Origin of the sequence: Falseniella ignava (genome assembly GCF_002847645.1) — a bacterium.
In the GTDB taxonomy this organism is placed as follows: Bacteria; Bacillota; Bacilli; order Lactobacillales; family Aerococcaceae; genus Falseniella; species Falseniella ignava.
Genome location: NZ_PKHE01000004.1, coordinates 13,233 through 37,900, shown reverse-complemented (window position 1 = coordinate 37,900; position 24,668 = coordinate 13,233). Strand labels below are relative to the sequence as shown.

Annotated in this window: 23 protein-coding genes; 20 read left to right on the top strand and 3 right to left on the bottom strand. The window is 38.1% G+C overall.

What is annotated here, in order from left to right:
• Position 1: 1 nt before the first annotated feature.
• Both aspS and CYJ57_RS02375 read left to right on the top strand, forming a co-directional pair.
• Positions 2 to 1,768 carry an aspartate--tRNA ligase gene (gene aspS, locus CYJ57_RS02380; RefSeq protein WP_101953927.1) on the top strand — a complete coding sequence of 589 codons (1,767 nt, stop codon included), beginning with the start codon at positions 2 to 4 and terminating at the stop codon, positions 1,766 to 1,768.
• 25 nt (positions 1,769 to 1,793) lie between these two features.
• Positions 1,794 to 2,699, top strand: a complete 906-nt coding sequence (locus CYJ57_RS02375; RefSeq protein WP_101953926.1) for a deoxyribonuclease IV — start codon at positions 1,794 to 1,796, stop codon at positions 2,697 to 2,699.
• 59 nt (positions 2,700 to 2,758) lie between these two features.
• Here CYJ57_RS02375 and CYJ57_RS02370 read toward each other — a convergent pair whose 3' ends face one another.
• A complete protein-coding gene (locus tag CYJ57_RS02370; protein WP_101953925.1) occupies positions 2,759 to 3,589 on the bottom strand; it encodes a pyruvate, water dikinase regulatory protein in 831 nt (276 codons plus the stop codon).
• A 167-nt stretch (positions 3,590 to 3,756) separates the two neighbouring features.
• Between CYJ57_RS02370 and rpsU the strand changes: the two genes are divergently transcribed.
• From rpsU to CYJ57_RS02305, 13 genes are all read left to right on the top strand, one after another.
• A complete protein-coding gene (gene rpsU / locus CYJ57_RS02365; protein ID WP_006701398.1) occupies positions 3,757 to 3,930 on the top strand; it encodes a 30S ribosomal protein S21 in 174 nt (57 codons plus the stop codon).
• A 194-nt stretch (positions 3,931 to 4,124) separates the two neighbouring features.
• Complete coding sequence (locus CYJ57_RS02360) at positions 4,125 to 5,090, top strand: PhoH family protein (protein WP_180764355.1); 966 nt, start codon at positions 4,125 to 4,127, stop codon at positions 5,088 to 5,090.
• 14 nt (positions 5,091 to 5,104) lie between these two features.
• Entirely contained in the window at positions 5,105 to 5,578 is a 474-nt protein-coding gene (gene ybeY / locus CYJ57_RS02355) for an rRNA maturation RNase YbeY (protein ID WP_101953924.1), read from the top strand.
• Positions 5,562 to 5,948, top strand: a complete 387-nt coding sequence (locus CYJ57_RS02350) for a diacylglycerol kinase family protein (protein WP_006701395.1) — start codon at positions 5,562 to 5,564, stop codon at positions 5,946 to 5,948. The genes ybeY and CYJ57_RS02350 overlap by 17 nt, the downstream gene beginning before the upstream one ends.
• Positions 5,949 to 5,961: 13 nt before the next feature.
• Entirely contained in the window at positions 5,962 to 6,867 is a 906-nt protein-coding gene (era, locus tag CYJ57_RS02345) for a GTPase Era (RefSeq protein WP_101953923.1), read from the top strand.
• A 15-nt stretch (positions 6,868 to 6,882) separates the two neighbouring features.
• The gene (gene recO, locus CYJ57_RS02340) at positions 6,883 to 7,632 is read left to right on the top strand and encodes a DNA repair protein RecO (protein WP_006701393.1); all 750 of its coding nucleotides are present in this window, start codon (positions 6,883 to 6,885) and stop codon (positions 7,630 to 7,632) included.
• A gap of 250 nt (positions 7,633 to 7,882) precedes the next feature.
• Positions 7,883 to 8,785, top strand: a complete 903-nt coding sequence (glyQ, locus tag CYJ57_RS02335) for a glycine--tRNA ligase subunit alpha (protein WP_101953922.1) — start codon at positions 7,883 to 7,885, stop codon at positions 8,783 to 8,785.
• A complete protein-coding gene (gene glyS / locus CYJ57_RS02330) occupies positions 8,786 to 10,828 on the top strand; it encodes a glycine--tRNA ligase subunit beta (protein WP_101953921.1) in 2,043 nt (680 codons plus the stop codon).
• A gap of 22 nt (positions 10,829 to 10,850) precedes the next feature.
• Positions 10,851 to 12,158, top strand: a complete 1,308-nt coding sequence (gene obgE / locus CYJ57_RS02325; protein ID WP_101953920.1) for a GTPase ObgE — start codon at positions 10,851 to 10,853, stop codon at positions 12,156 to 12,158.
• Between the two features lie 8 nt (positions 12,159 to 12,166).
• On the top strand, positions 12,167 to 14,011 hold the full coding sequence (locus CYJ57_RS02320; protein ID WP_101953919.1) for an acyltransferase family protein: 1,845 nt from the start codon (positions 12,167 to 12,169) through the stop codon (positions 14,009 to 14,011).
• A gap of 24 nt (positions 14,012 to 14,035) precedes the next feature.
• Positions 14,036 to 14,989 (top strand): ribonuclease Z, encoded by a 954-nt coding sequence (rnz, locus tag CYJ57_RS02315; protein ID WP_101953918.1) that lies wholly within the window; start codon positions 14,036 to 14,038, stop codon positions 14,987 to 14,989.
• Positions 14,986 to 17,316, top strand: coding sequence for a single-stranded-DNA-specific exonuclease RecJ (recJ, locus tag CYJ57_RS02310; protein WP_101953917.1), 2,331 nt, complete (start codon positions 14,986 to 14,988; stop codon positions 17,314 to 17,316). The genes rnz and recJ overlap by 4 nt, the downstream gene beginning before the upstream one ends.
• Positions 17,317 to 17,319: 3 nt before the next feature.
• Positions 17,320 to 17,832 (top strand): adenine phosphoribosyltransferase, encoded by a 513-nt coding sequence (locus tag CYJ57_RS02305; RefSeq protein ID WP_101953916.1) that lies wholly within the window; start codon positions 17,320 to 17,322, stop codon positions 17,830 to 17,832.
• A gap of 42 nt (positions 17,833 to 17,874) precedes the next feature.
• On the opposite strand, the gene lexA is transcribed toward CYJ57_RS02305, so the two are convergent.
• A complete protein-coding gene (lexA, locus tag CYJ57_RS02300) occupies positions 17,875 to 18,492 on the bottom strand; it encodes a transcriptional repressor LexA (protein WP_101953915.1) in 618 nt (205 codons plus the stop codon).
• A gap of 91 nt (positions 18,493 to 18,583) precedes the next feature.
• On the opposite strand from lexA, the gene CYJ57_RS02295 reads away from it, so the two are divergent.
• From CYJ57_RS02295 to CYJ57_RS02280, 4 genes are all read left to right on the top strand, one after another.
• Complete coding sequence (locus tag CYJ57_RS02295; protein WP_006701384.1) at positions 18,584 to 18,784, top strand: DUF896 domain-containing protein; 201 nt, start codon at positions 18,584 to 18,586, stop codon at positions 18,782 to 18,784.
• Positions 18,785 to 18,881: 97 nt separating this feature from the next.
• Positions 18,882 to 19,100 (top strand): YneF family protein, encoded by a 219-nt coding sequence (locus CYJ57_RS02290; protein ID WP_006701383.1) that lies wholly within the window; start codon positions 18,882 to 18,884, stop codon positions 19,098 to 19,100.
• A gap of 75 nt (positions 19,101 to 19,175) precedes the next feature.
• On the top strand, positions 19,176 to 20,933 hold the full coding sequence (locus tag CYJ57_RS02285; protein WP_101953914.1) for an ABC transporter ATP-binding protein: 1,758 nt from the start codon (positions 19,176 to 19,178) through the stop codon (positions 20,931 to 20,933).
• On the top strand, positions 20,933 to 22,720 hold the full coding sequence (locus CYJ57_RS02280; protein WP_006701381.1) for an ABC transporter ATP-binding protein: 1,788 nt from the start codon (positions 20,933 to 20,935) through the stop codon (positions 22,718 to 22,720). Before CYJ57_RS02285 ends, CYJ57_RS02280 begins: the two co-directional genes overlap by 1 nt.
• 54 nt (positions 22,721 to 22,774) lie before the next feature.
• Here the strand turns inward: CYJ57_RS02280 and CYJ57_RS02275 are convergent, their stop codons facing one another.
• The gene (locus tag CYJ57_RS02275; protein ID WP_006701380.1) at positions 22,775 to 23,404 is read right to left on the bottom strand and encodes a lysophospholipid acyltransferase family protein; all 630 of its coding nucleotides are present in this window, start codon (positions 23,402 to 23,404) and stop codon (positions 22,775 to 22,777) included.
• Between the two features lie 86 nt (positions 23,405 to 23,490).
• On the opposite strand from CYJ57_RS02275, the gene tgt reads away from it, so the two are divergent.
• A complete protein-coding gene (tgt, locus tag CYJ57_RS02270; protein WP_101953913.1) occupies positions 23,491 to 24,636 on the top strand; it encodes a tRNA guanosine(34) transglycosylase Tgt in 1,146 nt (381 codons plus the stop codon).
• The last annotated feature ends 32 nt before the right edge of the window (positions 24,637 to 24,668 follow it).

The window sequence follows — 24,668 nt, the reverse complement described above, 5'->3', positions numbered from 1 at the left end:
CATGACACAACGAACAACTTATGTAGGATTAGTTAATGAATCGATGATTGGCCAAACTTTAACTTTAAAAGGGTGGGTCCAAAAGCGACGTGATTTAGGAAAATTAATTTTTGTCGATTTAAGAGACCGTGAAGGAATCTGTCAAATTGTTTTTGACTCTGAAATTTTAAAAGACCAAATGAGTGACGTCGATCAAATTCGTACGGAGTATATTATTGAAGTGACCGGTGAACTTCGTTATCGAAGTGAAGACGCAGTTAACTTAAACCATCCGACCGGTAAAATGGAATTAGTTGCAAAAGAATTTGAAATACTCACGCGTAGTAAAGTACCAGCCATCTATATTGAAGATGACCTCGATGCTTCAGAAGAAGTCCGTCTTAAATATCGTTACTTAGACCTACGTCGGCCGAAAATGTTTAGAAACTTAAAGTTAAGACATCAGGTGGTCCAATCGATTCGTAATTTCTTAAATGATGCGGGCTTTGTCGATGTTGAAACACCGTTCTTAACGAAATCAACACCTGAAGGTGCACGAGATTACTTAGTGCCAACACGTCGAGAGGCGGGTGAGTTTTATGCTTTACCGCAATCGCCTCAATTATTTAAGCAATTGTTAATGGCGGCCGGATTTGACCGTTATTATCAGATTGTACGTTGCTTTAGAGATGAAGACTTACGGGGTGACCGTCAACCTGAATTTACTCAAGTGGACCTAGAGACCAGCTTCTTATCTCAAGGCGAAATTATACAATTGGCTGAAGATATGATTAAGCAAGTCATGCGTGAAGTGATGAACTTAGAATTCGATCAGCCATTCCCAACCATTAGCTATGCCGAAGCAATGGCGCGTTATGGGGTTGATAAGCCAGATATTCGCTTTGGCCTTGAGTTACGAGATGTTACCGAATGGGCTGAGGGCTGTGAATTTGGCGTCTTTAAAAACACTGTGACAAGTGGAGGCGTCGTTCAAGGGATTAACCTGAAAGGGTTAGCGGATGAGTACTCACGTAAAACAGCCGATGCATTAGCCGAGGTTGTGAAACCTTATGGTGCCAAAGGTCTAGCTTGGATTAAATTAACCGATGAAGGGTTAAATGGACCGATTGCAAAATTCTTTGATGAAAAAGATTTAGCCGTATTCCAAGAGAAATTAGAACTCGAAAAAGGGGATATTGTCTTCTTTGTAGCGGATCAACTTGAAGTCACTCAAGCAGCATTAGGTGCTCTACGTAATCATTTAGGTAAAGTTCATCAATTATATGATGAGGATGAATTCGCCTTTATTTGGGTAGTAGATTGGCCACTCTTAGAGTATGATGAAGAATCTCAACGCTATGTGGCAATGCATCATCCATTTACCTCACCACAAAATAAAGATATTGAAGCACTTAAAGCGAACCCGAAAGAAGCTTTAGCGAATGCCTATGATATTGTCCTTAACGGCTATGAATTAGGTGGCGGTAGTGTCAGAATTAATGATAAAGCCTTACAAGACGAGATGTTTAACTTACTCGGCTTTACACCTGAACAAGCACAGAGCCAGTTTGGTTTCTTACTAGACGCGATGGAATATGGATTCCCACCTCACGGAGGAATTGCCCTTGGATTAGACCGCTTTATTATGTTATTAGCAAAAGAACCAAATATCCGTGAAGTGATTGCTTTTCCAAAAACGGGCCGTGGTTATGACTTAATGATGGAAGCACCAAACCATGTGGCACAAGATCAATTGGATGAATTACATTTAACGGTGAAAAAAGACTAGTTTTATCGCTTAGAAAGGAGTTCGTATGTTATTAGGATCACACGTTTCTCTAAAAGGGAAAGAAATGCTACTAGGATCGGTTAAAGAAGCCGCGTCTTATGGTAGTAATGTTTTTATGGTTTATACCGGGGCTCCTCAAAATACGACCCGTAAACCAATTGAGACGTTCAATATTGAAGAGAGTTATCAATTGATGAAAGAAGTGGGCATTGAATTCTTCACAGTGCATGCACCATACATTGTTAACTTAGCGAATACGACGAAGGAAGGCTATCATGACTTTGCGATTGAGTTTCTCCGTCAAGAGTTAGACCGCACAATGGCTCTAGGAGCGAATCAAATTACCTTACACCCTGGAGCGCATGTCGGAGCAGGCGCAGATGTTGGCATTCAACAAATTATTCACGGTTTGAATCAGATTCTTTCGCCAGATGATACTGTACAAATTGCCTTAGAAACAATGGCCGGAAAAGGAACAGAAATAGGGCGCTCCTTTGAAGAATTAGCCCAAATTATTGATGGGGTCACACATAACGATAAATTATCAATTACTTTTGATACGTGTCATGTCTTTGATGCAGGTTATGATATTAAAAATGATTTTGATGGCGTGCTAAATGAGTTCGATAAGATTATCGGCCTCGATCGTCTTAAAGTACTCCATATTAATGATTCTAAGAATCCATCAGGATCACATAAAGACCGCCATGCCAATGTAGGCGAAGGGAATATTGGTTTTGATACTTTAAATTATATTGTCCATCATCCGCAACTAAATGCTATTCCAAAAATTTTAGAAACGCCTTGGGTTGCAGATCCTGAAAAAGATAAGGTGAAATATCCACCTTATAAGTTCGAAATTGAAATGCTACGAAAAGAAGTACATAATCCTCAACTGATAGAGCAAATTATTGAAACAAAAGGTCAATAATAAAAAGAGTCCCTAGCAATCGATGGAATTGCTAGGGGCTTTTAAACGATTTTTTTATTTTACCAGCGTGGTTTATGTGGCAAGTTTAAAACATCTAAAATAATGACAGAAGATTCCTCAATACTTCGTTCCGAGACATTAATCACCGGACATTGGAGCTTCTGATAGATACTTTCAGCATAGGCTAATTCCTCGTCAACGCGCTCTTTCGATGCGTAACGTGTCGCACTACTTAACCCAAATTCACTCATACGTTTTTGACGGTGGTTACAAATAATATCCGCGTTATTCGTTAAGCCGACAATTTTTGATGAAGGAATTTTGAATAATATTGGGGTAATTTCTTTTTCAGGAATTAAAGGTAAGTTCGTTACTTTATAACCTAAAGTCCCTAAGTACATACTCAAAGGAGTTTTACCCGTCCGGCTCACCCCTAAAATCACGATATCTGCTTCTTTTAACGCTTCAGGGTTTTTACCATCATCATTATTCAATGTAAATTCAATCGCTTTAATTCGGTTAAAGTATTGATCTGACAACTCAAATTGTGAACCTTTTAAGCCAACGGGTTTAATCCCAGTACGTTGTTCAATATCCTTAGTAAAAGGTTGAATTAAATTATGAAGGACTAGGTTGTTTTCTGTCGCAAAAGCTTCTGCAATATAAGCTTGATGCGAGTTTGAAATGGTCATAAATATGATGCCGTGAGTTTGTTTGGCTGATTCGAGCGCTTCAATTAATTGTTGTTCATTTTCGATTAAAATATGTTTATGAATCTCGTATTCTATTTCTGGGAATTGAGCGACAGTCGCTTGGGCGACTTTCGTCGCTGTCGCACCAATCGAGTCTGAAATGATATGAATGTGTAGCAGTTGATTATCGATTGACATAAGCTCCTCCTGCGTGTTGGTAACCTTATTTTATCACAACATATGCTTAATTGCATAGAGATAATAACATTTAATTAAGAGGGGTTGATTTATTGCTTGGGATTCATTATAATGTTAAAGACTTTATAAAGCTATAAAGTACTCAAGCTCGGGAGGGGGGATTCATAATGTCTAAAACTGTAGTTCGTGATAACGAATCATTAGAAGACGCTCTTCGACGCTTCAAACGCGACGTTTCTAAGACAGGTACTCTAAGAGAGGCACGTAAACGTGAATATTACGAGAAGCCTAGTGTAAGACGTAAGAAAAAATCAGAAGCTGCTCGTAAGCGTAAATACTAATTCATTACGACCTGTAATGAGTAGGTCTGATTTAGTTTGAATTGTTCGAGGGAGAATTCATTCTAAAGACCCACAATCATAATGATTTAATTAAGGTGAGATTCATTTCGTTGAATCTTGCCTTTTTTTATTGGGTTGGGAGGCTAATTTGTAGTAGAATAAAGGTAAGACTATTAGACAAAGGAGTTAATTATTTGAATCCATCAGAATCTTATACGCAAGTCGTCAAAGTAACGAATTCAGAATGGTTAATGAGCTTATTAGGAACGCAAGATAAATACGTTAAATTAATCGAAGATTATTACGATGTCGCGATTAGTAACCGTGGTGAAGATATTACGATTCAAGGTCAAGATGAAGCATCAGTTCTGCAAGTCCGTTCGATTTATTTAAGTATACTTGAATTGCTAGCAAAAGGATTTCAACCTAAGACCGTAGATTTTGTCACTGCAATTAAGATGGCTAAGAAAGGCACGATTGATCATTTTGTAGATCTTCATTCCGAACAAATCAGTCGTACTTATGATGGTAAGCCAATTTATGCTAAAAATTTTGGGCAATTAAGTTATGTTCAAGCAACACGGAAACGAGATATTGTCTTTGGCATCGGTCCTGCAGGAACAGGGAAAACTTATTTAGCCGTAGTTTTGGCGGTACAAGCCTTAAAAAATGGTCAGGTGAAGCGAATTATCTTAACACGACCGGCTGTGGAAGCAGGTGAGCGTTTAGGATTCTTACCAGGAGACCTCAAAGAGAAGGTTGATCCGTATTTAAGACCCATCTATGATGCACTTTATTCTGTTTTAGGTAAAGAACATACTGAACGTCTTATCGAACGTGAAGTCATTGAGATTGCGCCACTTGCGTATATGCGTGGACGAACATTAGATGATGCTTTCGTCATCTTAGATGAGGCTCAAAATACAACAATCGCTCAAATGAAAATGTTCCTAACAAGACTTGGCTTTGGTTCTAAAATGATTGTGAACGGGGACCATACGCAAATTGATTTAATGCCAGGGGTGAAATCTGGCTTGATTGATGCTGAAGAGAAATTGAGTGGTCTCAAACGACTTGAGTTTGTCTATTTTGATGCTTATGATGTTGTACGTCACCCGGCCGTTGCGGATATTATTCGTGCGTATAGCAATGAAGAGTAAACGGAGGGATTGCATTGATTATCGATATTATGGATGAAGGCGAACGCTTAAACTCAGACCAATATGAATTGATTGAAAGAATTGTTAAATTAACTGCCGAACGACTCTCGCTACAACCAGAAATTGAAGTGGATATTTCAATCGTAACGGATCGCGAGATCCATGAACTAAACTTAAATTATCGGGGGATTGATCGCCCGACAGATGTATTAAGTTTTGCGTTGGAAGAAGGTGAACCAGATTCTTGGTCAGAATTGAGCCAAATGAATGTTGGCTTAAATCGTCATTTGGGCGATATTATTATTTCTTATGATCAAGCTGTTCGTCAAGCTGAAGAGTATCGCCATTCTCTTGATCGTGAGCTGGCCTTTTTGACCGTACATGGATTCTTACATCTTAATGGCTATGATCATCAGACCGTAGAAGAGGAACAAGAAATGTTCCAACTGCAAGAGGAGGTCTTGAAAGATTATGGACTTGAACGATAATTCAAAGGCCAAGCAGCAAATTAAGTTATACCAATCTTTTCGTTGTGCACTTCAGGGGATTACAGGCCCAATATTAAAAGAGCGGAATTTCAAGATACAATTAGCTTTTGGACTATGTACAATTCTATTGAGCGCTTACTTTCAAATTCAACGTATTGAGTGGATAATTATCATACTGTGTGTTGGGCTAGTCTTAGCATTGGAATTGATAAATTTTGCGATTGAACGGACTGTTGACTTGGCATCGGATTATCATTATCATGAATTGGCTAAATGGGCCAAAGATGCTAGTGCCGGGGCAGTTTTGTTAGCATCCATCGTCACAGTGATAATTGGCGTACTAATTTTTTATCCTTATCTTTTAAATTGAACGAGGTGATATATTGAACACAAATTTTAAATCTGGTTTTATTTCGATTATTGGACGACCGAATGTTGGAAAATCAACGTTAATTAATCGATTTGTAGGCCAAAAGATTGCAATTATGTCGGATAAGCCACAAACGACTCGTAATCGAATTCAAGGTGTCTTAACGAATGAAGAAGGTCAAATTATCTTTATTGATACACCTGGTATTCATAAGCCAAAACACGCCTTAGGTGACTTTATGGTTCAGACGGCGTTAAAGTCTACCCGAGGTGTGGATGGTGTTTTAGTGGTCGTTAATGCTACAGAACCCATTGGACCCGGAGACCGGGTAGTACTTGATCATGTTAAATTACTAGATATCCCTAAATTTTTAGTGATTAATAAAGTGGATTTAATTGATCAAAGTGAAATTTTTGATATTATTAAAACTTATACTGATGAGTATGAATTCGATGAAGTTTTTCCAATCAGTGCAACTGAAGGTTACAATACCGATATTCTTTTAGATAAAATTATGTCTATCTTGCCAACAGGTCCTCAATATTATCCCGCTGACCAAGTGGTCGATCATCCGGAGTACTTTATTGTTCAAGAGTTAATTCGTGAGAAAGTACTCCATTTAACTCGCGAGGAAATTCCACATTCAGTGGCAGTTCAAGTGGAATCGATGCATCGCGATGTGGAAGATCAATCGGTTGAAATACAGGCTGTGATCATTGTTGAACGTAAATCACAAAAAGGAATCATTATTGGCAGTCAAGGTAAGATGATTCGCAATATTCGCAAACGAGCCGAAAAAGATATCGAAGTCTTACTCGGTTCGAAAGCTTACCTTGAAATTTGGGTAAAAGTTCAAAATAGTTGGCGTGATCGTCGTCATTTCTTAAATGAATACGGCTATCGTCCGGATGAATATTAATGGATTAAGTTCATCATGAGAACAAATTTTAAAGGGATTGTTTTATTTACGCGACCTTACCGTGAAAAAGATGGCTTGGTTAAGATTTTTACGGAAGATCAAGGGACCCAGATGTTCTTTGTTCGCGGTTTTAATCAAGCGACGCATACTTTAAAGAGTCAATTGATTCCCCTCACGTATAATGATTATTGGGGAACCATCAATCAAGAAGGGATGTCTTTTCTGCAAGAAGCTCGGACACTAAATTTTTACCGACCAATTCATGAAGATATTGAAAAGCATGCATACGGTATCTATCTTGCGCAATTAATTGATGCGTCAATCAATGACCGAGAAAATCATCCGGAACTCTTTGCTTTGTTGCAAGATGCACTTGAATTGATGGTGAAGTCGACCATGTATCCGGTGATAGCAACCTATGTTGAGTTGTTTTTACTGCCATATTTTGGGGTGCACTTCGATTTTCATCATTGTGTCGTTTGCCATAAACCACATTACGAGATGGATTTTAGTATGCGACTTAATGGGATGCTCTGTTCGGACCATGCCCATCTCGATGAAATGCGTTGGCTACTTTCACCGAAAGTGGTGTATTTGCTACAAGTACTGTCAAAAGCAAAGTTAAAGCAAATTCGATCGATTGATGTCTCTGATGAGACATTGAAAATGTTACGCGATTTTATGAGTGCGCTTTACCAGGAGTATGTAGGTATTCGATTGAAGAGTAAATCTTATCTAGATAAACTACAAAAATATTTAACGTAAACCGTTGATTAGCATTGACTAACGAGTGAATTATGTATAAAATTTGGTTAGAGCATTGAATGAAGATAATGAAGCGAATCTAGGACAGTGAGAGCTAGATTGAATCGATGGCAGCTCGTTAAAACTTATATAAATATACTTTAAAGTGCAGATCGTGATCTGAATTAGGGTGGAACCGCGAAGTTAATTCGTCCCTATGATTATTTAATAATCATAGGGACGCTTTTTATATTTATGGAGGAGGAAAAGCATGGTTAATTCTGTCCAAGAAATGATTTTAACGTTACAAAATTTTTGGTCTGAGCAAGGATGTTTGATTTTGCAAAGTTATGACAGTGAGAAAGGGGCGGGGACAATGAGTCCTTATACCTTTATTCGTTCACTTGGCCCAGAGCCTTGGAATGCTGCCTACGTTGAACCATCGAGACGTCCTGCTGATGGCCGTTATGGTGAGAATCCGAATCGTCTCTATCAACATCATCAATTTCAAGTGGTAATGAAGCCATCCCCAATTAATATTCAAGAATTGTATTTGGCGAGTATTGAACAGCTTGGAATCAATCCCTTAGAACATGATATCCGCTTTGTTGAAGATAACTGGGAGAATCCTTCACTTGGATGTTCTGGTTTAGGATGGGAAGTGTGGATTGATGGGATGGAAGTTACACAATTTACTTATTTCCAAACTGTGGGTGGTCAACGATGTTATCCTGTAACGAGCGAGATTACCTATGGTATTGAGCGACTAGCGATGTATTTACTCAATGTGGATAATGTTTATGAATTACCCTGGGCTCCAGGTGTAAAATACGGTGATATCTTTCAACAACCTGAGCGTGAGCACTCGATTTATTCCTTTGAAGAAAGTAACGGTGAGATGTTGTATTCACTCTTTACTCAGTATGAACAAGAAGCATTGCGCTTAATTGAATTAGGCTTGATTCATCCAGCTTATGATTATGTTTTAAAATGCAGTCATACTTTTAACTTATTGGATGCAAGAGGCTATATATCAGTGTCAGACCGTGCTGGTTATCTTGCGCGAGTCCGTAAAATGGCTCGTGAAATCGCACAACAATTTATTGCCGAGCGTGAGAAATTAGGGTTTCCGCTCTTAAATGAAGAATCCCTTACGGAAGGAGCGTCAAAATAAATGGCAGAATATCTATTAGAATTAGGTTTAGAAGAAATTCCTTCACGATTTATTGATGATTTAAGTCAACAATTGGCTCAATTAGTGAGCGATTATTTTAAAGCGCAACGATTATCGTTTGATTCGGTATCGCGTTATTCAACACCGAGACGCCTTGCAGTGATTGTGCATGGTCTAGCAGAAAAACAAACGGATCATCAAGAACTTGTTAAAGGTCCCGCTTTAAGAATCGCTCAAGATGACCAAAAACAATGGACAAAAGCGGCAGAGGGTTTTGTTCGTGGTCAAGGTGCGACGACAGATGATATTGAAATTCAATCGATTAAGGGAGAAGATTATATCTTCGTTAATAAGTTTGAGGCCGGAGTTCCAGCCGAAGAGGTTATTCAAAATATTAGTCAAGTTTTTGATAAATTAGTTTTCCCAGTCAGCATGACTTGGGGAATGGAGAAAAAACCTTTCATTCGTCCTCTACATTGGATTGTCTCTTTATATGGCGATCAAGTCATTCCGATTGAATACTTGTACTTAACCGCAGATCGTTATACTGAAGGACATCGTTTCCTTGGAGAACGGGTATTTCTATCACATCCGAATGCGTTTCTCGATACGTTACGTGAGCAATACGTTATGGCAGATGTACAAGAGCGAGAAAATACAATTCGCGAGCAAATCGCGAAGCTTGCGAATGAAAACCATTGGATTGTTCCAATGGATGCATCACTACTTGAAGAAGTGAATAATTTAATTGAGTGGCCTACCGCATTTTGTGGGACTTTTGAACCGGAATTCCTTGAATTGCCTCCGGTTGTCTTAACTACGACCATGAAGGAACATCAACGTTATTTCTATGTATTAGATAAGGCAACGGATGAACTCCTACCTTACTTTATTAGTGTACGTAACGGCAATACAGATCATCTTGAAAATGTCGTGCATGGTAATGAGAAAGTATTGCGTGCCAGATTGGATGATGCGCTATTCTTCTATCGTGAGGATATGAAGCATTCAGTAGATTATTTTGTGGAGAAATTAAGTCATATTAAAGAACACTATCAATTAGATACATTGGCCAAAAAGCAAGAGCGCGTAATCAAAATTATCGAGCAATTAGTTCAGCCATTAAATTTAGAAGTTGCAGATGTGGAGACGGCATTAGCCGCTGCTAAAATCTATAAGTTTGACCTTGCGACGTTGATGGTCGATGAATTAAGCGAGCTTCAAGGAATTATCGGTGGCGTCTATGCTGAGAAATTCGGTATTGAATCATCGATCGCCCAAGCAATTTCAGAGCAATATTTACCAAATCAAAGTGGTGGCGCATTGCCTAAATCAATTGCAGGTTCCGTTCTAGCATTGGCTGATAAGATTGATACATTAATTCAATACTTCAACGTAGGTATTATTCCATCTGGATCAAGTGACCCTTATGGACTTCGTCGACAAGCGATTGGGATGGTCGAAATATTAGTAGCAAATCAATGGTCATTGAATCTTGATGCGATGGATCGTATTATACATGCTGTGGATACGTCGCTTACCCAATCAGACTTAAAGAAAAAATTTGTTGAATTTATTCGTGCGCGCTTAGAAAAACACTTACAAAATCTGCAAGTCGATTACGATATTATTGATGGCGTTGCGCATGCCCATCAATTGAATCCGTATCGTCAAATTCATTTTGCACTAAAACTTCAACAACTTAAACAAGAGCAGCCTGAACTGTTTCAGTCTATGATTGAAGCACTTAGCCGAGTCATGAATATTGCTAGCGATAAAGAGGAAAGTGAAATTTCTATTCAATCAGACTTATCTCAGAGTAATTCGGAAGAAATTTTAATTCAAAAAGTTTCTCAATTACAATCAGAAGATTCCATCCAACAGTGGGTTGATCTAGTTAAGCCAATTAAAGAATATTTTGAAGAGAATTTAGTAAACCATGAAGACGAAACAATTCGAATCAATCGTATGAATACGATGACTCGTTTATCAAAATATATTCGTCAAGAAATGGATCCAAGATTAATTATTTATAAATTTTAATCATTAAAATGGAGGTGAAAATATGTCCTCATTAATCGATTATGTTCAAGTGAATGTAAAAGCCGGTAAGGGAGGGGACGGGATGGTTGCATTCCGTCGTGAAAAATATGTTCCAGATGGCGGTCCGGCAGGTGGAGATGGCGGTCGAGGTGGGAGTATCTATTTTCAAGTAGATGAAGGCTTAAGAACCTTACTTGATTTCCGATATCACCGTCATATTAAAGCCAAAAATGGCGAGAATGGCATGAGTAAAAATAAATACGGTGCTGATGCTGAAGATGCTTATATCAGTGTCCCACCTGGAACAATTGTTCGACGGGCAGATAATCAACAATTAATTGCTGATTTGGTGGAGCACAACCAAGTGGCACTGATTGCCAAAGGAGGCCGTGGCGGGCGCGGCAATGTTAAGTTTGCTACGCATAAAAACCCAGCGCCTTCAATTGCTGAAAATGGTGAACCCGGTGAAGAATTTGATGTTATTTTAGAGCTGAAGATGATTGCTGATATCGGAATTGTAGGTTTACCAAGCGCTGGGAAATCAACACTCCTATCTGTAGTAAGTAATGCAAAACCGAAAATTGCTGACTATCACTTTACAACGTTAGAGCCAAATCTCGGTGTAGTGAAGGTTGATTCAGACCATGAATTTATCGTAGCGGATATGCCAGGATTAATTGAAGGTGCCTCTGAAGGTGTTGGGTTAGGGATTCAATTCTTAAAGCATATCGAACGAACGAAAGCATTATGGCATGTCCTAGATATGAGTGGAGAGTATGTCGATCCTTTTGAAAGTTATTTAACGGTTCAAGAAGAAATTGGTCAATATAATGAACTGATTTTAGATCGCCCAAGTATTATTGTAGCGAATAAAATGGATACATTCGATGCGAAAGAGAATCTAGAATTATTTAAAACGTCATTAGCAGAATACTATCAATCGATTGACCGGGATCAGCCACCAGTAATAGAGATTAGTGCCTGGCAAAATAAAGGCACGGCTTCACTAATTCAATTGACACAATCTATTTTGGCTTCTGCTGAAGAGATTGCGCTGTTTGAAGAGGAAGCAGAAGATCAAGTGGTCTATCAACTTGAAACACCTGAACCGGACTTTGTAATTCATCAGGTAAGTGAATCGGAATGGGAGATTACAGGAGCTCGTATTGAGAAACTTTTTGCAATGACAAACTTAGCTCATGATGAAAGTTTGGCGCGTTTTGCACGGCAAATGCGTGGAATGGGAATTGATGATGCCTTACGAGAACAAGGAGCACAAAATGGTGATATTATCACAATCTCAGGCTATCAATTCGAGTTCTTAGATTAGGTGATATTATGGGAAACAATCAAACTAAGCAACGTTTGGCCATTTTTGATGGCTATAAGGGTTTTTCAATCATTGCGATTATTTTATATTACTTCTATCAACATCTTTTACCTGGAGGCTATTTAGCGGTTAACTTTTTCTTACTAGTCGCAGGGTTCTTTAACTTTAGGTACTTTTATGTTCGCGATCTGCAACATCAACCATTGTCACCCTTGAATTTTTATCGCCGACGCTTTGAACGATTATTCTTTCCGATGTTGGCAATGATTCTCTCCACGGGAACAATCATCCTATTGTTTGCGAGAGATTTTATGTTCAATTTAAGGAATATGGCGTTATCTTCATTACTATTTGTAAATAATTATTATCAAATTTTTAACGAACAATCCTATTTTGTTCAGGCAGCTAATCCAAGTCCATTTACGCACTTGTGGTATGTTGGAATTTTAGCGCAGTTAATTTTACTAACGCCAGTTCTTTTCTTCTTATTTTATTCATGGCATCGAAAACCATCGTATGCAACGAATATGTTGTTAATTGTGTCTGCTGTTTCTGCTGGATACATGGCGTTTCGCTACCAGGATGGCATGGATCCAACGGGAGTATATTATAGTGTGTTAACTCGTGCATCGGCTTATACTTTTGGGGCAGCAATCGGTCTATTGTTCCCAATCCAACTAAATCCAAAGCCATTGCAACGCCAAGCAAAATTGATTCTTAATAGTGTTGGAACAGTCTGCCTGATTTTGATGATTATTATGATGAAATTTATGTATGGAACGCAACCTTTTGCGTATCGCTTTGGAATGACGCTCTACACGATAGTGGCAGGATTATTCCTAATTGCAACAATCCATTCAGATACTTTTTGGCACAAGGTTTTAAGTTTAAAAATATTTACCTTTTTAGGTCAGCGAAGCTACTCATATTATTTATGGTTCTATCCTGTATATTTAATTATTGCTCGTTTTATCCGGCCTTTGAACCTGTCATTTGGAATGAATATGGCTTGTCAATTTATTATTTTGATGATTTTAGCTGAAATCAATTATCAATTCTTTGAACTACAACGAGTGTCATTACCGTTAGGACAAGATTTTAATATTCGTAAGAGTATATTCCAATTTAAGTTTTTGAAAAATCATCCTCATAAATTAAAATCCATTAAGATTTTTACCGCAAGTTATGCATTAATAGCCATACTGGGTTTTGCGGGGATTATTGCTGCACCTGAAAGCAAAGGAGATACGGCGAATAATATTCAATCTGTAATTGAGAAAAACAAAAAACTTATTGAAGAAACACAAAATGAAAATACAGACTCAACTAAAATTGTAAATAATATTGAAGGTCTCGATCAGCAAGAATTATTATATGCTAATGGGCTTGAAGTAACTTTTATTGGAGATTCTGTTTTACTAGCGGCTGCGGATGAGGTGCGCCAAGTCTTTCCAAAGTCGGTCATTAACGGAGAAGTCGGTCGTCAACTCTATAATAGTGTGAGTACGATTCATTCATTAAATAATCAGAATCTAATGAAACCGACAGTGGTAACCACACTTGGCAATAATGGGACTTTCACACCAGGTCAAATTAATGATTATATTAATGCAATCGGTAAAAATCATGATATTTTCTTTGTAACAGCTACTGCGGATCGTTCATGGGTAGCGGATGCGAACAGAGAGATTTACGCGGCGGCAGAACGATTTGGCAATGTTCATGTCATTGATTGGGCAAGTTATTCTCAAAATCATCAGTCATGGAACGAGGATGATTTTGGTCATTTAACCGAAGAAGGCTCCCAAGAATTTGCGAAGTATATTGCAAGTGAATTATTTAGACAGCGGTAATGATGGACGAAAGTAGGTGAATAAATGGAGATACAATTTTTAGGGACAGGAGCTGGCATTCCTAGTAAATTTAGAAATGTGAGTTCTTTAGCCTTGCGTCTCCATGATGAAATTAATGAAGTTTGGTTGTTTGATTGTGGTGAAGCAACTCAACACCAAATATTACATACGACCATTCGCCCCAAAAAAATAGCGAATATTTTTATTACACATATGCATGGAGATCATATTTTTGGGCTCCCAGGCTTATTAAGCAGTCGATCCTTTCAAGGTGGAGAAACATCGTTAAATATATACGGTCCTCCTGGTATTAAGGAGTATATTCAATCGAATCTTAGATTAACGAAAAGTCGTTTAACCTATCCAATTCATATTGATGAATTAAATCCTAAGGGAGGAGAGCTGACAACTTCGAGTGGCTGGTTGGTTAAGTATTTGCCATTGCAGCATGGTGTCTTATCATTAGGATATCGCATTGAGCAACCTGATAAGCCTGGTGAGTTATTGATAGATCAATTAGCAAAATATTCGATTCCAAATGGGCCAATTTATGGCCAATTAAAGCGTGGGGAAATAGTCACATTAGCAGATGGTACACAATTAGATGGACGCGATTTTATTGCGCCCAATCAAAAAGGAAAAATTATTACGATTTTAGGGGATACTCGATTGTGTGATAATAGTCGAATACTGGCTAAGGATGCAGATGTCTTAGTCCATGAGGCAACCCATAGTGGGGAAGAGGGACAGATGGCTTATGCGTATTATCATTCAACCAACATACATGCTGCACAAGTTGCTAAAGAAGCTAATGTAAAATTATTATTACTCAACCATATTAGTCCTCGATATACAAACCAAGACATCCGAGAAATATTAGCAGAAACGCGAAAAGTATTTCAGGAAACGTATATCGCAGCGGATTTAAAGGAATTTGATATTCCAATGGCTTCTGGTTTAGCAGGTGATTCGATGTGATAACCCATTCGATATATGACTGGCAATGGCCAGAAACCCCGGACCAAACAACAATTGCAGCAATCAAAGAACGATATTCGTCTTATTCAGAAGAATTTATTACTCTAGCGATACAGCGTGGTATTCAAACAGTTGAGCAATTTGAAGCAAAAATTGTGTCTCCTCAACCAATATATCACCATCCAAATCAGTTGTACCAAATTGATTTAGCAATCGAACGAATTACTCAGGCTATTGAGAACCAAGAAGCAATTTTGATCTATGGTGATTATGATGTGGACGGAATTACTAGTACTTTAATTCTCTATGAAGGACTGCAGACACTAGGAGCCAATGTCTTCTATCATTTGCCAAATCGATATACAGATGGATATGGACCCAATATCAAAACATGGGAAAGACTCATTGATGAACATCAACTTAATTTAATTATTACCTGTGATAATGGTGTAATTGATCACGGTGCGGTTCAAAAGATGAAAGAACATCAAGTGGATGTTATTATTACTGATCACCACGAGATTCAAGGAGAATTACCGCCCGCAATCGCGGTGATTCACCCAAAGCATCCCGATGGAAATTATCCCTTTAAAGAATTAAGTGGAGCAGGGGTTGCCTTAAAGGTTATAAGTGCATTATTGCAAGAAGTCCCTTCCGATGCTCTAGAGTTAGCCGCCTTAGGTACAATCGCGGATATGGTACCTTTGATTGATGAGAACCGAACGATTGTCAAAATGGGTCTCGAAGCAATTCGGCGCACGGAACGACCAGGGTTAATCAAATTAATTGAACAAAGCCCTCAAGATTTTGAGTATTTCGATGAAGAAACCGTCTCATTCTCCATCGCTCCAAAATTAAATGCATTAGGTCGGATGGATGACCCTAAAGAAGGTTTAGAGTTACTTCATACGTACGATCCGGTCCGGATCGAGGAAATAAGTCAAAAAATTGAGTTGATTAACGACCAGCGCAAGGCATTAACCGAGCAAATCGAGTCCGAAGTGATAGAAACACTCGAGAGCCTTGAAAAAATCCCACCGATTATTATGATGAGTGGCCCTCACTGGTTGAGTGGTGTTTTAGGTATTTCAGCAGGAAAAATTTCTCGGCTGTACCATCGACCTACACTACTTTTTCAAGAATCAGCAGATAAAGCCATATATAAAGGAAGTGGACGAAGTATCGAGGGGATTGATCTCTTTGATAATCTAACCCCTTTTAAGTCGCTAATGCAGCATTTTGGAGGCCATGCTCAAGCTGTTGGGATGACATTGACAAAGTCCAACTATGAAACTTTAAAAACGGAGTTGGAAAGTCATTTTGCAAAATATCAATCCGTCATTGATCAACCCGATTCGATTAAAGTTGATTTAACGGTACCGATTGAAAGAATCAACCAAGAATTTATCGAAGAAGTCAATCAATTGGCCCCCTTTGGGATGGATAATGCTAAACCTATTTTTTGTATCGAACATGTACAAATTAATTCAAAGCGTCGTATTGGTCAGAATCAGCAACATATTCGCTTGACGCTCGAACAAGCTGAAGATGAATTGAATGCCATCGGGTTCTTTAAGGGTGAATCTTTCGATCAGTTTCAGCTTAATGAAGAAGTGAGTGCGATTGGAACGTTGAATATTAATCGATGGAATGGGCAGACTCAAGTGCAGTTAAACTTGGAGGATATAGGGAGTGATGGAACACGTTGGATCGATGCTCGTAGTAAACAATCGGAAACAATGTTAGCAAAGCTCCCTGAAGCAGTGTACCTCTTCCGATCGCAGTCTGTCTTAGAACGATTTCAAGCTAAGATACGAAAAGATGCCATAATTGCATTATACTCTAATATAAATCAAGTCATGGCATCCTTTACGAATCCGGTGCCATTGGTGATTATGGAATCCCCTGAACGGCTTGAGGATTTGGCAACCATCATTAAAGATCTAACATGGAATGCGATTTATTTAGGCTGTACCCAAGATCCTTTATATTATTGGGCAGGTCCTATTGAAAGAGAAGAAGTAACTAAAGTTTATCGGTTTATGTTACAGTACCCTCAAATGGACTATAATCATTATTTAAATGAAATAGCTATCAAATTGTCAATTCCACTTATTAAGGTGCGACAAATTTTTATTATGTTTGTTGAGTTACAGTTTGTTAGAATTGAGGCAGGACAATTGCGACTAAATCCGATTGAGCAACATATCAAAACAGACTATACTAAAACACGATCATATCAGCAATTTGAAGATTATATTCAAAGTGAAGAGCTACTCTATGTCAGCACGGTGAATGATATTAAGAACTATTTTGAAGAGAGGTAAATTATGAACTTACAAGATTATATTGCAACTATTCCTGATTATCCAAAAGAAGGAATTCTTTTTAGAGATATTACGCCATTGATGGCAGATGGACCGGCATTTGCTTATGCAACACAACAAATCGTTGACTATGCTCGTGAAGTTGGTGCCGAATTAGTTGTTGGTCCTGAAGCTCGAGGATTTATTATTGGTTGTCCGGTAGCTTATGCAATGGAAATAGGATTTGCACCGGTTCGAAAACCTAAAAAATTGCCACGTGAAGTGATTGAAGTAGAATATGAGAAAGAGTATGGGACTGATATTCTAACGATGCACCGGGATGCTATCAGTCCAGGACAAAAAGTTATTATAATTGATGACTTATTAGCAACGGGTGGAACGATTGAAGCAACCATTAAGCTTGTTGAAAAACTCGGAGGAGAAGTTGTAGGGTGTGCTTTTTTGATTGAACTTGAAGAGTTAGAGGGTGCAAAACTACTTAAAGGTTATCCTTACAAATCACTTATGGTCTATTAAAAATAAAAAACATTCAAGCGAACAACTTGAATGTTTTATTATTTAAAATTCTCTAAAGAGTGCAACAACTTTACCTAAGATGGTGACTGAATTTAAGATGATATCATCCATATTATCATTTTCAGGTCGAAGGATAAAGTGATCTGGTTTTTTGAAGAAAGTCTTACAGGTGGCTTCATCATCATCAGTCATGGCGATAACGATATCGCCGTTATTGGCTGAGGATTGACGTAAAACGGTCACAATATCCCCATCCATAATGCCGATATTGACCATACTTTCTCCTGCAATTTCTAACATATATAATTGGCTAGGATCGTAGCGTTTGAGCGGTTCAGGTATGGGGTAGTAGTCTGTGGCTTCTTCAACTGCGAGAATGGGATTGCCTGCAGCGACCCGACCAAGCAACGGGATTGATTGTGGTTGCGCCCCAACGAGTTCTAAAGCTTTGTCTGTGAGTTCAAGCGCCCGAGTTTTACTCGCATCTTTGATTAGGTAACCGTTAGACTCTAATCGAGCAAGATGGCCATGAACTGTGGATGTTGAAGCCAGTCCAACGGCACTGGCAATTTCTCGCACAGTAGGTGGATAGCCATTGCTTTGAATTTCTTGATAGATTGTTTCTAAAATAGTACGCTGTTTGTCAGATATTCGTTTCATGGATGTCACTCATTTCTAGGGTTTTATATAGTATAACAAATTTAAACAAGCGACGCAAACAAATGTTCGTATCAAAAACAGGAGGTATCCCATGTTAAGTGAAGAAAAATTAAGACGAATTAAAGAGCTCTCTCAAAAGAAAAAAGCAGGTGATTTGACAGAAAGTGAACAAGTAGAACGTGAAGTTTTACATCAAGAATACTTGCAAGCTTTTCGTCAATCGATGCGTCAACAACTGGATCATCTAAAAGTCATTGATCCAGAAGGTAACGACATTACACCAAATAAGTAGATTCAAATTTCTTTTGTTTTTCCCAGCATAATTCTTTTTTTTATAAATTATATCGGGTATGATAATAAGGTAGATAAAATAGATGAGGAGGGATTCTATGCCAGAATGGGGTTGGATCTTAATAGCAATTCTTGCATTTATTGGAGGACTAGTATTAGGATATTTTACAGCACGTAAGTATATTATGAACTATCTTAAAGAAAATCCGCCAATTGATGAACAAATGATTACGATGATGATGGCTCAGATGGGCCAAAAACCTTCAAAACGCAAAGTTCAACAAATTATGAACTCAATGCGAACACGAAATTCTTAAAACAAATGAGAAGTCCCCATAGTGGGACTTCTTTCATAATATCTTTTCTAAATCAGATTGTGAGGATTGTATAGAATGAATATGTTTAGTAAATTAGGATGGTTTTTTAAACAACATATTCGTGAATATATGGTAGGAATTTTGATGCTGATTCTAATTAGTCTGATTACAGCATATGTTCCGATTATTATTGGACAAGTTATCGATGGAATGAATGCGAGCACATTAACTCGAAACGATCTTACTATATATGCAGGAATGTTATTGTTTATTGCGATTGCTCAATATTTTATGCGTTATATTTGGCGTACTAAAATATTCGGAACGGCTGCTAAATTAGAAAATATATTGCGACGTCAATTGTTTGAACATTTTACCAAAATGGACGCGATATTCTTTCAAAAATATCGTACAGGGGATCTAATGGCTCGTTGTACGAATGACCTGCGTGCGATTCAAATGGTAGCAGGGGCTGGAATTTTAACGTTAGTTGATTCCATGTCTCAAGGGTTGTTAACCTTATTTATGATGTTCTTTTTAGTTGACTGGCGTTTGAGCCTTGTTTCAATTATTCCGATACCACTCTTATACTTCTTAATTCGTCATGTCGGATCTAAATTAAACTACCATTCACGCAAAGCTCAAGCAGCATTTTCAAATTTAAATAATAAGGTACAAGAAAGTGTGACAGGGGTCAAAGTAATTAAGACGTTTGGTGAGGAAGAACTGGATATTGAAGATTTTAACCGGTTAACTCAGCAAGTCGTCGATAAAAACCAAAAAGTCTATCAATATGATGCGACATTTATGCCAGTGGGTAGAATGATTATGGGGCTTGCGACCGTAATCAGTATCTTTTATGGTGGTTTTCTAGTGGCTAATGGCCAAATTACGATTGGATTGCTTGTTGCTTTCATCAGCTATTTAACGCGATTAATGTGGCCAATGATTGCCATCGGCCGGTTATTTAATATTTTAGAACGTGGCGCGGCAAGTTATGATCGGATTCAATCAATTTTAGATGAAAAGAGTCATATTATTGAAGCACCGAATGCCATTGAGGCGCCAATCCGAGGTTCACTTTCTGTGGACATTCAAGAATTTATTTACCCAGGTGAGAGTGCTCCCGCACTTCAAGATATTCAATTTAATTTGAAAGCAGGTCAAACATTGGGTGTGGTTGGGAAGACCGGTTCTGGTAAAACAACCATTTTTAAATTATTACTTCGAGAGTATGATCGCTTTAAGGGAACGATCGAGTATGATCATCAAAACATTAAAGACTATTCATTAGATGCGTTGCTCCGTCGAATCGGTTATGTACCACAAGACAATTTCTTATTCTCGACAACCGTTCGTGATAATATTCGTTTTGCGAATATGGAATCTACCCAAGAGGAAGTAGAAGCAGCAGCCAAATTAGTGAGTGTTCATGATGATATTTTACGGTTTAGTCAAGGTTATGACACACTGGTGGGTGAGCGTGGTGTTGCGTTGTCCGGTGGACAAAAACAACGGATTGCGATGGCACGGGCAATGATTATTGATCCGGCACTTTTAATTTTAGATGATTCTTTATCTGCGGTAGATGCAAAAACGGAAGAGCGTATTGTTCAGTCGATTAAACAAAATCGATCGAATAAGACGACGATTATATCTGCTCATCGTTTGAGTAGTGTTATGCATGCTGATGAAATTATTGTCGTTGATCAAGGTCGTATTACTGAACGAGGTAATCACGATGAATTGATTGCAATAGGCGGCTGGTACAGAGAGATGTTTGAACATCAACAACTAGAAGCTTCCGAGACATTCGAAGAGGAGGAGGTATAATGGTGCAAGAAAAACAATCCGTTTGGTCACAAAAAATTCCGATTAAAGAACAAATCGAAGTGACTCAGCGTATCTCCAAGTATACTCGTCCATATCTAAAACAATTTCTAATGGCAATTGTCTTTTCAATTATAAGTATTGGAATTACCGTAGTGCTGCCAAGACTCGTCCAATTATATATTGACCGTTATTTAAAAACCAGTAATGTAACCCTTCGGATTGCATTGATGTTTGCTGTAATCTATTTAGTTTTATTGGTACTACAATCATTGTTTAACTATCTGACGACGTATATTTTTAATATGGCATCCGAACGGACGGTTCAAAATATTCGGACGATTATCTTTACGAAAGTTAATCAACTTGGAATGCGTTACTTTGATCAAACCCCTGCGGGGTCAATTGTGACACGAGTGACTAATGATACTGAAACATTAAAGAACTTTTGGTTAACCTTCTTCTCGGTATTTGAAGGCATTGTGACGATTATTAGTGTCTTTATCGGGATGTATTTACTCAACCCACAGATGGCACTGTATTTTCTACTGTTTATTCCGATCATGTTCTTAATTATTTGGTATTACCAAAGTTATAGTTCTCGAGTCTATCGATCAATGCGAGAAATTGTCAGTCGTTTGAATTCGAAAATCAATGAGACAATCTTGGGGATGAATATTATTCAAGTTTTCCGACAAGAACATCGTATGATGGAAGAATTTGATAGGATGAACGATCAACATTTTGCTTCGCGTAAAGAAATGATCCGGATGAATGCTTTACTGTTAATGAGCTTAATCGGATTCTTAGAGAGTCTTGCCTTAGCCCTAGTTATTTATATTTTAGGGGGGCAGTTCTTTGATGGATTGGTTGAAGTAGGAATGATATATGCATTTACTCAATATTGTATTCAATTTTTCCGTCCGATGGGAATGATGATGGATAGCTTGAGTATGTTGCAAGAGGGGGTTGTTTCATCTTATCGAATTCTGAGAGTGTTAGATCACCAAGAGGAAGTTCCACATCAACAAGTTGATCCAGCACATCCTGCCACGATTACCAACGCGCATATCGTTTTTAATCATCTAACCTTTTCGTATGATGGGGAACAAAATGTATTAGATGATGTTAGTTTTGAGGTTCCTCCAGGAGAAACCGTAGCGATTGTTGGACATACCGGTAGTGGTAAGAGCTCGATTATTAATGTTTTAATGCGATTTTATGAGTTTCAATCTGGAGATGTCCTAATCGATGGTCAGTCAATCCGTAACTTCTCATATGATACATTGCGTCAAGAGGTTGGACTGGTTTTACAAGATTCATTCTTGTTTTACGGGGATGTCAGTCGGAATATTCGTTTGCTCGATCAAACAATTACTGATCGAGAAGTTGAAGAGGCTGCAGAGTTTGTCAATGCCGATCAATTTATTAATAAATATTCTGAAGGCTATCAACGACGCGTAATTGAGCGTGGAGCAAGTTATTCAAGTGGAGAAAAACAATTGATTTCATTTGCTCGAACCATGGTCCGCCAACCGAAAATTTTAATTCTTGATGAAGCGACAGCGAACATTGATACTGAAACTGAGGAATACATTCAAGAAAGTTTAAGTAAGATGCGTAAGAATCGAACGACCATTGCGATTGCGCACCGACTCAGCACCATTAAAGATGCAGATAATATTATTGTATTGGATCAAGGTAAAATTATTGAGCAAGGTACACATGATCAGCTAATTGCTCAAAAAGGAACATACTATCAAATGTATCAATTGCAAACAATGAATTAAAAACAAAGGCTAAGATTTTAAACGAAAAATCTTAGCCTGTTATTATTTGTCATATTAATCACGTCGTTTGTCTTCAGGAATATGGTATTGATAATTTGGATTGATTAAGGCATCAAGGCGATCGAATTCGGCTTGAATTTGTTGATCAATGTTGGCGAAGTCCTCTTTATTATAAGCTAAATTGCTGTTATAGGGTATCGGATCGCCAAAGGCAATCCAACCTGTTTGATGGGTAAGGACTTGCCATAAATTTTTTGGTGGTTGAATGGCTACCGGAACGATATCTGCTTTACTTAGTTTTTGGATAAATGCCGTACCCGATTTAATTTGAGTTGAATACCGCGATCCTGTAGGGAATATTCCTAAATTCATCTGATCTTCAGTGAGAATCTTCGTTGCTTGTCGAATTGTTCGAGTGGTTGGTTTTTCGCGGTTAACAGGGAATGCATGGATCTGTTTTATGATCCAACCAATAATTGGTATTTTGAATAGAGATTCTTTGCCCATCATTGCAGTTTTTTGGGGTAAAAGAACTAATATTAAATAAATTGGGTCAATCCATGAGCGGTGTGTAGCAGCATAAATAACCGGTCGATCTGAGATATTTTTTCGACCAATCACACCAGGTTGACCGTGAAATAATAATATTATAAATTTTAAGATGTGTAGTATGATATAATACATAAATAACCTACCTTTTTATTTGGGTTCAAATATTGACTATATTAAAGCATATCTAGCAAATAAAAACAAATGATTGAGAGGTCACTATGAGTAAACCAGCAGTAACATACGAATTAATTAAAGAAGAAAAATATACAGGGGCCCGCTTAGGCATTTTGCATACACCACATGGAAGTTATGAAACACCTATGTATATGCCTGTAGGGACATTAGCAACTGTTAAAGGTCTGTCACCAGAGGAATTAATCGATGCTGGCGCAGGAGTTATTTTAAGTAACACTTATCATCTATGGTTAACACCAGGAGAAGATATTGTGGAACGTGCAGGTGGTTTGCACTCCTTTATGAATTGGCCGCAAGGAGTTTTAACTGACTCGGGTGGTTTTCAAGTTTTCTCGCTGAGTGCCAATCGTAAAATTGTTGAGGAAGGCGTTCATTTCCGCCATCATTTAAATGGCTCTAAATTATTTTTAACACCAGAGCGTTCGATTGAAATTCAAAATGCGCTTGGAGCGGATATGATTATGAGTTTTGACGAGTGTCCGCCCTTTGATCAAACACACGATTATGTCGAAAAATCGATTAACCGAACGACACGCTGGGCCGAGCGGGGACTGAAAGCTCACCAAAAACCAGATCAACAAGCTTTATTTGGAATTATTCAAGGTGCGGGCTATAAGGATCTACGCTTGCAACATGCTAAAGATTTAGTTTCACTGGATTTCCCAGGGTATTCGATTGGGGGACTTTCTGTCGGTGAGACCAAAGAAGAAATGAATGAAGTCTTAGATTATATTACGCCCGTCATTCCAAAAAATAAGCCTCGCTATTTAATGGGGGTTGGAACACCAGACTCTTTAATTGACGGTGTGATTCGTGGAATTGATATGTTTGACTGTGTGCTTGCAACGCGAATTGGTCGTAATGGAACTTGTATGACACATGATGGCCGACTTGTTGTCAAAAATGCAAAGTATAAAGATGATTTTACCCCAATCGATTCAGATTGTGATTGCTACGCTTGTCGTCATTATACACGAGCTTATATTCGTCACTTGATTCATACGAATGAGATGTTTGGTTTGCGATTAGCCTCGCTTCATAATACGCATTTCTTGTTAAATCATATGGCAAATATTCGTCAGGCCATTCGAGACGATCAATTACTAGATTATCGCGAATATTTCTTTGAGCGTTATGGTTATAATAAACCTAATGCAAAAGATTTTTAGATAGTCATTTAATTTAAAATTTGTTACAATTT